Genomic DNA, 11,324 nt, shown 5'->3' on the forward strand with positions numbered 1-11,324 from the left:
CTATCAATTAAACTGTAGCGAACCCAGGGTATACCCTGCATACACCGGCTTCAAACCGCCGAGCAGCTCTTGCTTTTCCAAAGAACCGTTGATTGCTGCCTGATAGGCCTTAATAATACCGCGCAGCTCTTCCACACTATAGGTCGCTCCTTCAATCCGCAAGCTGGCAATGCCAAGGCCCTTCATCTCCTCCACCATAGGCAGATAGCAAAGCTCCTTGGAGAACAGCAGGTGGCAGCGGCCATATTGGTCACGATACACCGGATTCTCACCTTTATCCGTCTTCAGCACAAGTACCTCATTGCTTACAAACAGGTTGTCTTCTTCACCAATCGGCTCCATTACCTCGGTATTCTCGAACAGATCATGCTCCATATACATCAGCGCCGGTGTGCCGTGAACGACAACTTCGAGCGGCAGCTCGCAGCCGGAGGTAAAGGATGCAAAATGCTCCATCGTCATTTCCGGTGAAACCGTTAGCTTAGCCAGTCCCAGTCCGGCATACAGCCCGGCAGAAAGATGGTTGTATACATTCAGATTGGCGTCCCCGATCATCGGGTATCCCGTCTGGGCGAAACGGCGAATCGCTCCAAGGTTCGTAATCAGCAGCCCGTCAATCGGCAGGCGTTCCCCGCTCAGCAGATGATCGTATTGATCAAAATGCAGCTCCGTCATCATCCGCGGCATCCCGAGGTAGAGCTTAGTCTTTCCTTTTAAGGCGCCAAGTTCCTTAATGTCCTGCTTCGTAAACGGACGGTCCGGCTCAAATACATCACCTGGCAGATATAAATGATCAACACCCAGCTCAAGCACCAAACGGGCCTGCTCCATATTATTCACGCGTACCGCAAGCTCCGGTTTACTTTGCTCACTGCGTCTGCCTTCCGCAAGCCGCTCGCGCAGCTGCATTACCCGGTCCACCGATAGCTCCCGCTCTGCAGTAGGTGTACTGAATACCTTGCCTGTACTGTAAAATTTGCCTGTACCTTCATAGCGGCGGTTGATGTTCGCCAGTCCCGGCTTGCCAAAAGCATACGCGGTGGAAAAGTCACGTTTCCGGTTTTGGTGCAGCATCTTGGTATCTACGGTACGGTCAAAACCGATTGGATCCTCAATATAACGGTCAATGGCTTCACCATAGCTGTTCGCGAGCATCACCATGAACTCTTTGTCGCGCATCCGGCCCTCAATTTTAAAAGAAGTAATGCCTGACTCAATCAGCTCCGGGAGATGCTCATACATGAACATGTCTTTGACAGCCAGCGGATATTCAGCCGGGAAGACATAGCCGTCTTTCTTGATCCGGTAATCCCAGCGGCAGGGCTTCATGCATTTGCCCCGGTTGCTGCTCATGCCGAAGACCTGGGAGCTGAAATAGCAGTTCGCCCCGTGCACAGAGCACATGTCTCCGTGAATGAAATACTCCAGCTCCATGCCGCTCCGCTGCCCCAGCAGCTTTGCCGTCTGCAAATCCATCTCACGCGAGGTGACCACCCGGCTTACCCCAAGATCACGCAGCGCATAAACCATCTCCAGATTGTGCACATTCATCATCACCGAGGCGTGAACCGGAAGCGTAAGCTCCATCTCGCGGATCAGCTCCAGCACAGCCATATCTTGAACGATCAGCGCATCGGGATGAACTCCGTCGAGAAAACGAAGATATTCTCTGGCTTCCTCCACATCATCCTCACTGAACAGGTTGTTTACCGTAATATATACTTTTTTGTCCAGGCTGTGGGCGATCGCAAGGGCTTCAATAATCTCCTCATGAGACAGGTTGTAGCCTTTGCGCATCATTCTCATGTTCAGCACAGGACCGCCAAAATAGACGGCGTCACATCCCGACTGCACCACTTCCTTGAAAATTTCAAACGTTCCCGCCGGTGCCAGCAGTTCGATTTCCTTGCCATTAAAATAACGTGCCATTTTTGTTTCCCCCTAAAATTACAATAATGCTACTGCAACTCCCATGATGATGAACATAGCGACAAAAACAGTATCGGCCCAGCCCCACCTGAGGCGGTGATACCGGCTGCGCGGCGCATCCATGCGGAACCCGCGGGCTTCCATGGAATAGACCAAATCCTGAGCGCGCCGGAAGGCGCTGGAGATTACCGGCACAAGCAGCGAGACGAGCATCCGCCCTTTTTCCTTAAGCGGCAGCTCCTTCAGGTCGGCTCCGCGTGAGGCTTGCGCCTTCATGATGATCTGCGATTCGTCAAGAATTGTCGGAATGAAGCGCAGGGCGATGCTGATCATCAGCGTAATCCGTTCCGGCGACAGCCCCAGCTTTTTGAACGGGGACAGGATGCCCTCCAGACCCCGGTTCAGCTTCGCAGGATTTGTAGTGAAGGTAAGCAAGGCCGTGAAGGTGATCAGGAAAAACATGCGGATGACGGAAAACGCGGCCAGCCGCAGCCCGCCTTCATGCAGCGAAAAGGAGCCGATAGAGAAAACTGCATCGCCCTCCTTAACAGTCAGGGCCTGAACGACAAAGATAAACAACATTAAATAACGCAGCGGCTTGGCCGCTTTGACGAAATATTTAAGCGATATTCGGGTTGATGCCATGACCGCTATCGAAAATACGGCCAGCAGCGCCATCGCCATCCATGAATGCGACAGTAAAATAACAACTAAATATAAGATCATCCCGATGATCTTGGCCCGGGCATCCAGCTTGTGCACCCAGGAGCCGGTCTCAATGCTGCGCCCGAGCAGCAGCCGATCATTCATAGCTATCCCTCTTTCCTGCAAGGCCCGGGCCCTCCGCTGCTCCAGGCAGCGAAGCAATCAGCTCGGCGAGGCTGCCCGCGGTCAACCGGGGCTTCTCCCCCGCAAGACCGAAGCGGTCGGCAACCGCCCGCCAGTAACGGAGCGACTGCGGCACCGTCAGGCCGCAGCGTTCCAGAATATCCGAATCGGCAGCAAGCTCCTGGCTACTGCCTTGAAAAGCCAGCTCGCCTTCCTTAAGCAGCACCCAGCGGTCGGCATAGGGAAGCAGCTCATCCATCCGGTGCGTCACGATGATAATTGTCCGGCCCTGCTCACGGCAGAGCCGCTCCAGCAGCCCGATCAGCTCCGCCCGGCTGATCGGGTCGAGTGTCGCTGTCGGTTCATCCAGCACAACGATATCAGGGTCCATGGCCAGCACCGAAGCGATGGCCGCCTTGCGCATCTGTCCGCCGCTTAGACGGAACGGATTGCGCTCCAGCAGTCCAAGATCGAGCCCCATGTCCGTCATCGCCTTGCGTGTGCGCTCTTTGGCTTCTTCAAGACTCATGCCAAAGTTAAGCGGGCCGAAGCACAGATCCTTCTCTACCGTCTCCTCGAACATCTGCTGCTCGGGAAACTGAAAGACCAGACCGACCCGGCGGCGCAGCGGCAGCAGCTTCGGAGATTTCTCGCCGGCGCGGATAGTCACATCAAGGACACTGACCGTCCCCTCCGTCGGCTTCAGAATTCCGTTGAACAGCTGCAGAAGTGTCGATTTCCCCGAACCGGTTGCCCCGGCAATGCCCACCATCGATCCACTGGGGATGTTAAGATTAATCCCGTGCAGTGCTGTCTGCCTCCAGAGGCTCCGGTCCGCGTAGGTGTAGCTTACTTGTTGTAGTTGTATGGCCATAATGTGTCTATAAGCTCCTTTTCACTGGCGGGAACATCCACCTTGATCCCCAGGTTCTGCAGTTCACGGACAAGCTGCCAAGGATACGGCTCCCGCAGGTGGCACTTCTCCAGAAGCTCTTCATTCCGGAACAATTCCGCAGGGGTGACATCTGCCGCCAGTCCGCCCCCGTGCAGGGCCAGCACACGATCCGAGGCCAGGATTTCATCGGCATCATGTGTAATCATGAGCAGGGTATAGTTCCCTTCTGCGCGCATATCCTGCAAAATGCCCATCAGCTCGTTCCGGCTTCCTTCGTCCAACATAGAAGAGGCCTCGTCAAAGATGACGATGCCTGGCTTCATGGCTAGAATGGAGGCAATGGCGACCCGCTGCTTCTGGCCGCCCGACAGCTCGCCGGGATGCTTGGCCAGCAGATGGCCGATCCCCAGTTTCATGGCATAGGATTTCAGCCGTTCCTCCATCTCCGCGTGGGGTAAACACAGCCCCTCCAGGCCGAATACGATGTCTTCCTCTACCGTTGCCCCGATAAACTGGTTGTCAGGGTTCTGGAACACCATGCCAATGCACTGACGGATCGTTCCAATATTCTCTTCCTGCAGCTTATGGCCGCAGATGAAGATATCTCCGCCACTTTTAGGCAGCAGGGCATTCAGCAGCTTGACCAGCGTTGATTTGCCGCAGCCGTTCGGTCCCACGATGCTTACCCATTCACCCTGCCGGATAGACAGTGTGATATTCTGGAGGATCGGGTGCTCGGGGTCATATCCAAACGATACGCCTGCCAGTGAGATCACTGGCGGTTCCGTTCCAGCTTCCAGCTCATTATTAAATTCATTCATGTTAGTCATCCTTCCCAGCTAGTGACCCGTTCCGCCCAAGAACTCTTCAAACAGCGATATTTTGGATAACGAGGCTACCACATACCGCACCGCGAAACCGACGACAATCCCCGTGACCACTCCGGTAATCAGCAGCATCGGAAAGTAGTAGAACGTGCTCGATGATTTCAACACTATGGAAGCGGCGAGCAGCTGCCCTGTGTTGTGAGCCAGTCCGCCGGCAATACTGATCCCAATGACACTGAGTCTTTTCCCGCCAAACCGGACGAGCAGGTACATGACTACAAAGCTGAACAACGAGCCGAACAAGCTGAACAGCAGACTTGAAAAGGTACCCAGCAAAAATGCGGTAAGCAAGGTCTTGAGGATTACCAGTACAAATGCGTCACGTGCGCGCAAAAAATAGATGCAGGTCAAAATCATAATGTTGGCAAATCCCAGCTTGGCACCGGGCATCAGCCCCATCCCTGCGAGTGGAATCTGAGCTTCCACAATACTCAGCACAACCGCCACCGCGGCAAAGAGCGCTACAATCACCGTTCTTTTCAGGGCTGTTGAAGACTCACTACTGGACATAGGCATCTATATCATCTCCTCCCGACGCGCCTGCAATTTCTACTAATACCCTGTGCGGCAAACAGACGATCGTCTGCTTGGGCAAGGTAATAAACCCAAAACCAAGACAAACCTTGTCGGGACAGTCAGCGTCATACATTTCAATACCATAATCATGCACTTTTAAAAGGTTATACCCGCGATCGGTACGGACTTCTACCGTTTGTTCTTCCTCTGTAAGTTGAACCGTCTTGAACAGCTTGCCGTCCACCATTATATTGGCCACAAGATTTTTCCCCGGGCCGCCTTTATCGTCTGAAAACCACCTCGGTGCAAGAAAAGCGAGAGCGGCAATGAGCACGATGGAAACCAGCAGCACATCTGCGCGTTTCATAAAATTCTCCCTTATTTTTTAATTAAAATCCAGACTTAATAATTATAACGGTCTACCCTCAATCCTTCAATGAATGTAGTCGTTAATTGTCGGTTTTAAAGATCAGTTCACAAAATAGGCACTCAACGAGAAGCGGATACCCCCATAAATTGGATGGTATCCGCTTCCGCAAGAAATATTAGGATAAACAGCAAGCAACCCCCTGCTTGCCCGTTTCACCCCGCCCTTCCGGGAACTTCCGCTTCTTCTGAACTTGCCGTCTTCCCGAAGTATGCCAGGAATAACCCGGCGAATTCAGGATCCCACTGGCTTCCTCTGCCCTGTTCCAGAATAGCCAGCGCCCGCTCATGATCCATCCCTTTCCGGTAGGGGCGGTCCGATGTCATGGCGTCGTAGGCATCGGCTACGGCAATGATTCTGCCATGCAGCGGGATGGACCTTCCGACAAGGCCATCCGGATAACCCTTGCCGTCGTAACGCTCATGATGTGAGCGGACTCCACTTATGTAAGGCGCCATCTTCTCCACAGGCTCAATCTGCCGCAGAATATTTTCCCCAAGCACCGGATGGCTCTTAATCTGATCAAATTCCTCATCCGTAAGATTTCCCTCTTTAAACAGGACATTGTCGGGCACACCGATTTTGCCGATATCATGCAGCAGAGCTGATTTCCGCAGGTCATCGAGCCTTTGACCCGTCAGTCCCGCCAATTGTCCAATAATGACCGAGTACTCCGCCACCCGCAGTGAGTGTCCCGCGGTATAGGAATCACGCGCATCCAGAGCCACGGCAAGTGTGGTGAAATAACTGTCCAGAAGCTGTCTATTCTGCTGTTCCCGGGCCTGAAGCCCCCGCACCATCATATTAAACCCGGCCACCAGCTTGGAGAATTCATCCGAATATTCATCCTGCACCTGCAAGAGGCGCCCGTCCTTGACGTTATTCATCGCCTTGTATAGTTCATTGATCGGATGTTGAACGCTGTTAGTCAGGAGCCAGGCGGCAATGGAGGAGAATAATGTGCCGACCATCAGCACCATCCCTGCCCAAGCCCAATAGCTCTGCAAGCCGGCAAGCGAACTGCTGTTGAGGCTGTCCATGCGGATATGTGTTGCCATGATAAAAAGAAACAGCGGGAATGTCCCGATCAGCATGCAGCTGATCAGAAATTTTGGGCGGATGGCTACAAAAACATGTCCTTCCAGCGAAAAGTCCACATTATACATATCCAAAGCGCGGTTTCTGAATTCTTTGATTAGCGGAATAATGGCCGAGCAGGTCAGGAAAAATTCGATCAGCGCATGCATGCACGCCACCAGAGTCGCCCCGACCATGGCCAGCAGCAGATAAAAATAAGGGAGGTTGATTAATCCGGTCTGGATCATCCAGAAGGTCATTAGGGCCGCCGGCAAGGATAACCCGAGAAGATGCGGGCCTAGAATCCGCTGTACTGCATTTCTGGGCATTCGGTGGGTATAGAGATATACTTCTTCCAGCATGGCCAGCGTAGGCTGCTGTTCTTTCATTGCAGTCCGTATCGGTTTGAGTTGATTCATGAATACACTGACTTCCGTGATTGCCATAATTGAAAAAGAGATCAGCAATACGATTAACAGGCGGGAATACTCCACCGCACTTATCTCCAGCGAAGAGAGCAGCAACAGGCTTCCCACGGCCAGCACACCAATCACGGAGCCAAAAAAATAATTTCTGATCTGCTTCTTCAAAAACACCCCGTAGATATTCATCTGTTCCCCCATTTCCAGCCTTACCCTGCTGCTTATATTCTACTTGCATTACTATATATTCCGTGATATAATAAAGTAATATTTGTTTTCGTGTATATACATCCCCATCAAGAAGATGTCAGGCCGATTGGTTACTTTCTATTTATTATCGGCATTTTGGACACAAAATCTTACGTTTTCTTGCATGACTCTTCCTTTTTATGAGACTAAATTCGAACATAGCATTCCGATTCACACTGGCGCGGTCACGGAGCCGCAAGGACAAAAGAGAGGTAGGGCTTTTGTCGTTTTGGAAGGATTATTCTCGCCATATGGCTGCTGGAAATAACAGGGAATTACGACACCCGTTTCGCTCACAAACGGCGGGGGATTAATATACGAGAAGATATGGACGTGCCGTTCCCCGTTGCAAGGAACGCTGCCATATGTGGAACATATAAGCGCCCGATCTCCGCAGCATGCGGAGATCGGGCGCGTCTACTTTCTAGGGGCTTAATCCAGAACTAATGTACATAACGGGCAACAAACTGGCTTACCTTGCTGATATATCCTGCCTTATCCGTATCATACGCAAGTCCATGCCCCGCTCCACGAACCATAAATTTCTCTTTTGGGCTTTACAAGGCACGAAAAAAATTACCTGCATCGCCATGGATAAACATTATCGGCACCTTTTCCTCACACCTGCCTCAGCACTGAGGCCTCCCCGAAGAAATTCCCAGCCCTCATCCGGGTAAAGAAAGGGCTTAGATCCTGTAAACCAATCAAATAATATACATATTTTACTATAATTGTGGTATTCTAGAAACGGTAAGCTTTTACAAATTTAATTGAGTCACAACTTCGGGATTTTTTTTAATTCAATTAAATAAGTTTAAGTTTTTATTGACTCTAAGGAGGGCATATGATTAAAAAAAGCAAAACAATAGCATTCATTTTTTTAGTACTTACACTGGCTTCAATTTTAGGATGTTCCTCATCTGGAGATGCTGATCTCGCGAAAGCTAACGAAAAAGTTAAGAAGCTTAGTCCTCTCACCGAAACACCCAAAATTGCCGGTTTGGATATTAAGGAAATAATTGTTAAAAAGGGATTAGAAACCGATAACCCCCCTCAAAATACAGTTATAATAACTTACACCGACAATACGGGTAAAAAAGAGAAAGCAGAAGCCTATGATAAAAGCATTGAGTTGCTTTATGGTCCATATGAGGGCGACAAAGTAGCTACACTTTCTGTAAGCGGCATTGAAGTAGAGTTTGCTAATAACATGAACACAAAAACTGTAAATGGTCTCGAGCTTCTCTATACAGACATAAATGATTCATTATTAATATATGCTCGTCATAATGGACTCTCGTACACTTATGAAGCTCAAATAACAAATAAATACACCAAAGATAAACAGTTCGAATTATTCTCAAAAGTAATCACTTACAATGAAACCGATTAGAACATCTTATCAATATGCTTCGCTCATCTTTAAAAGAATCATCTTTCTATCGTAAAGTACAAAGCGATAGAGAGATGATTCTTTAATGATCATGTGATTACATTGCGCAATACATCAACAGGTACATAACTAATACACTCGATCGACTCAGGGAATAAACACCCCCGAACGTAGGCGAGTCTACTTTCCGGGGGTTATTGGACTACTTCACGTACCGGTTAACAAACTCACTTACCTTGCTGATATATCCCGCCTTATCCGTATCATAAGCAAGTCCATGCCCTGCGCCATGCACTACAAACTTGTCCTTGGGGCTGCGGCATGCCTGGTACACTTTGTCCATCATGGCATAGGGTACGAACTTATCGGCATCACCATGGATGAACAAGATCGGCACCCGTGCCTTACGCACCTGCTTCAGCGCTGATGCCTCACCGAAGAAATAGCCTGCTTTCAGCCGGGTAATCAGACTGGCAATCTGCACGAAGGGAAAGCTTGGCAGATGATACATCCGCCAGAGCTGATAAGAGAGCTGTGCTTTGACTGAGCTATACCCGCAGTCGGCAACAACCGCCTTCACCTGCGGCGGAAGCTCTTCACCCGCGGTCATCATCACCGTTGCTCCGCCCATAGACACCCCATGCAGCACAATCTGCGCCTGCGGCCCATTCTCTTCAATGATGTATTCGATCCACTTTACATAATCCCGGCGTTCGGGCCAGCCAAAGCCTATGTAATTGCCAGTGCTTTCACCATGTCCTCTGGCATCGGGAATAAGCACGTTATAGCCCAGGTTTTCATAATAAATCTTGGCGTAGGCCCCCATATCCTTTGCTTTGCCGGAATAGCCGTGGGCAACGATTGCTGTACGTCCGGCTGCCCGCTCTGACGGCAGATAATAACCCCGCAGCTTCAGTCCATCCTCTGAGCTCATGTCAACATTCCGGAAGCTCTGCCGGGCGATCCACTCCGCCCCTTCTCCCCAGGATGCGCCGGCCACCGGTGGCTCTACCTTCAGTGCAGGTGCAGTCGCCAAAAACTCCTTAGGTGCCCGATGGATCGCCACTCCATAGAAAAAGAAACCCGCATAGGTTAATCCTCCGGTAATGACGATAATAATCGCCAGTATAATTACACTCCACATGAATATTCTCACCTTTCCTTCTCGTAGCTGTAGGATACTCCAGTCACCATCATGCGGGCTCCGCAATGATTTCTGCATAGTATAACATGGTAACCTTGCCTGCGAGAAATGTACGTATAACAGATGATTGAAATCTAAACGATTGTTGTATAATAACCCTTAAAACGTAGTAAACACCGTATAAAAAGGCCGCTTCCGGGGATTTCCCGAAAGCGGCCTGAATTATGTTAAGAACATAGCTTATAGACTGCTATTGGCCTTAGTGTGATTCAATGAAAGCCTCAGCGTTTTCGTCTGCTGGTTCTTGCCGTTCTGCTCAGCAGCAGACCTACTCCGGCAATAGCGAGACCGGTAATATAATAAGGTGCCGGGCTGGCTTCACCCGTCTGCGGCAGACTCTCGGCTGGATCCACAGGACCCAGCGGTATTTCTTCATCAAGAATAACTTCTTCATCCGGTACCGAAGCAGGTACTGGGACAGTCACTGGAGTAGTCTCCGGCGTTGGCTGCACAGACGAAGGTGTGGTCACAGGGCCCAAAGGCAGCGGATCCTCATCAATCGTAATCTCCTGATCGTCATTCGTACCAATCACCGTTGGTGTCGGAGATGGCGTTAGCGTCGGGTCTACCGTTGGTGCTACACTCGTCGGCGCTGGCGTTGGGTCTACCGTTGGTACTACACTCGTCGGCGCTGGCGTTGGGTCTACCGTTGGCGCTACGCTTGTCGGCGCTGGCGTCGGGTCTACCGTTGGCGCTACGCTTGTCGGCGCTGGCGTTGGGTCTACCGTTGGTGCTACGCTTGTCGGCACTGGCGTTGGGTCTACCGTTGGCGTTACACTTGTCGGCGCTGGCGTTGGGTCTGCCGTTGGTGTCGGTGTCGGTGTTGGTGTCGGTGTCGGTACCGGCGTTGGCGTTGGCGTCGCCGTTGGTGTCACCGTTGGCGTTGGCGTCGGTGTTGGTACCGGCGTTGGTGTTGGCGTCGCCGTCGGTATCGGCGTCGGTGTTGGCGTCGTCGTCGGTATCGGCGCTGGTGTTGGTGTTGGCGTTGGTGTCGGCACCGGTGTTGGCGTTGGTGTTGGCGTCGCCGTCGGTATCGGCGTCGGTGTTGGCGTCGTCGTCGATATCGGCGCTGGTGTTGGTGTTGGCACCGGTGTTGGCACCGGTGTCGGCGTTGGTATCGCCGTCGGTGTTGGCGTCGCCGTCGGTGTTGATGTTGGTACCGGAGTTGGCGTTGGCGTCGCCGTTGCCGTCGGTATCGGCGTCGGTACCGGCGTTGGCGTTGGCGTCGGCGTTGGCGTTGGCGTTGGCGTCGGTGTTGGCGTCGCCGTCGGTGTTGGCGTCGCCGTTGGTGTCGGTGTCGCCGTTGGTGTCGGTGTTGGCGTCGGTGTCGGTACCGGCGTTGGCGTTGGCGTCGGCGTTGGTGTCGGTGTTGGCGTCGGCGTTGGTGTCGGTGTTGGCGTCGCCGTCGGTATCGGCGTCGGTGTTGGCGTCGCCGTTGGTGTCGGTGTCGCCGTTGGTGTTGGTGTTGGCGTTGGTACCGGCGTTGGCGTCGCCGTC

At 51.9% G+C, this 11,324-nt stretch carries 10 protein-coding genes; 1 reads left to right on the forward strand and 9 read right to left on the reverse strand.

The window, feature by feature from the left end; translation table 11 throughout:
* Positions 1-3 precede the first annotated feature (3 nt).
* The 7 genes from AC3WT9_RS24005 to AC3WT9_RS24035 all read right to left on the reverse strand — a co-directional run bounded on the left by AC3WT9_RS24005 (position 4) and on the right by AC3WT9_RS24035 (position 7,170).
* Positions 4-1,929: a peptidase U32 family protein gene (locus AC3WT9_RS24005; RefSeq protein ID WP_341089502.1), complete on the reverse strand. Its 1,926-nt coding sequence runs from the start codon at positions 1,927-1,929 to the stop codon at positions 4-6.
* Between the two features lie 18 nt (positions 1,930-1,947).
* Positions 1,948-2,739 carry an energy-coupling factor transporter transmembrane component T family protein gene (locus tag AC3WT9_RS24010; RefSeq protein ID WP_341089501.1) on the reverse strand — a complete coding sequence of 264 codons (792 nt, stop codon included), beginning with the start codon at positions 2,737-2,739 and terminating at the stop codon, positions 1,948-1,950.
* A complete protein-coding gene (locus AC3WT9_RS24015) occupies positions 2,732-3,631 on the reverse strand; it encodes an energy-coupling factor transporter ATPase (protein ID WP_341377159.1) in 900 nt (299 codons plus the stop codon). Before AC3WT9_RS24015 ends, AC3WT9_RS24010 begins: the two co-directional genes overlap by 8 nt.
* A complete protein-coding gene (locus AC3WT9_RS24020; protein ID WP_341377158.1) occupies positions 3,607-4,473 on the reverse strand; it encodes an ATP-binding cassette domain-containing protein in 867 nt (288 codons plus the stop codon). The genes AC3WT9_RS24015 and AC3WT9_RS24020 overlap by 25 nt, the downstream gene beginning before the upstream one ends.
* A gap of 18 nt (positions 4,474-4,491) precedes the next feature.
* Complete coding sequence (locus tag AC3WT9_RS24025; protein WP_076113706.1) at positions 4,492-5,055, reverse strand: Gx transporter family protein; 564 nt, start codon at positions 5,053-5,055, stop codon at positions 4,492-4,494.
* Positions 5,039-5,422, reverse strand: coding sequence for a NusG domain II-containing protein (locus tag AC3WT9_RS24030; protein ID WP_341089498.1), 384 nt, complete (start codon positions 5,420-5,422; stop codon positions 5,039-5,041). The genes AC3WT9_RS24025 and AC3WT9_RS24030 overlap by 17 nt, the downstream gene beginning before the upstream one ends.
* 215 nt (positions 5,423-5,637) lie before the next feature.
* Positions 5,638-7,170: an HD domain-containing phosphohydrolase gene (locus AC3WT9_RS24035; protein WP_341377156.1), complete on the reverse strand. Its 1,533-nt coding sequence runs from the start codon at positions 7,168-7,170 to the stop codon at positions 5,638-5,640.
* A gap of 904 nt (positions 7,171-8,074) precedes the next feature.
* On the opposite strand from AC3WT9_RS24035, the gene AC3WT9_RS24040 reads away from it, so the two are divergent.
* Positions 8,075-8,623: a hypothetical protein gene (locus AC3WT9_RS24040; RefSeq protein WP_341377154.1), complete on the forward strand. Its 549-nt coding sequence runs from the start codon at positions 8,075-8,077 to the stop codon at positions 8,621-8,623.
* A 202-nt stretch (positions 8,624-8,825) separates the two neighbouring features.
* Here the strand turns inward: AC3WT9_RS24040 and AC3WT9_RS24045 are convergent, their stop codons facing one another.
* Together AC3WT9_RS24045 and AC3WT9_RS24050 are read right to left on the reverse strand one after the other, a co-directional pair.
* Positions 8,826-9,767: an alpha/beta hydrolase gene (locus AC3WT9_RS24045; RefSeq protein ID WP_341377152.1), complete on the reverse strand. Its 942-nt coding sequence runs from the start codon at positions 9,765-9,767 to the stop codon at positions 8,826-8,828.
* Between the two features lie 281 nt (positions 9,768-10,048).
* The coding region (locus AC3WT9_RS24050; protein WP_492407982.1) for an LPXTG cell wall anchor domain-containing protein at positions 10,049-11,324 on the reverse strand (1,276 nt) is incomplete at its 5' end.

The sequence above is a fragment of the Paenibacillus sp. EB106-06-01-XG199 genome, from assembly GCF_058791575.1.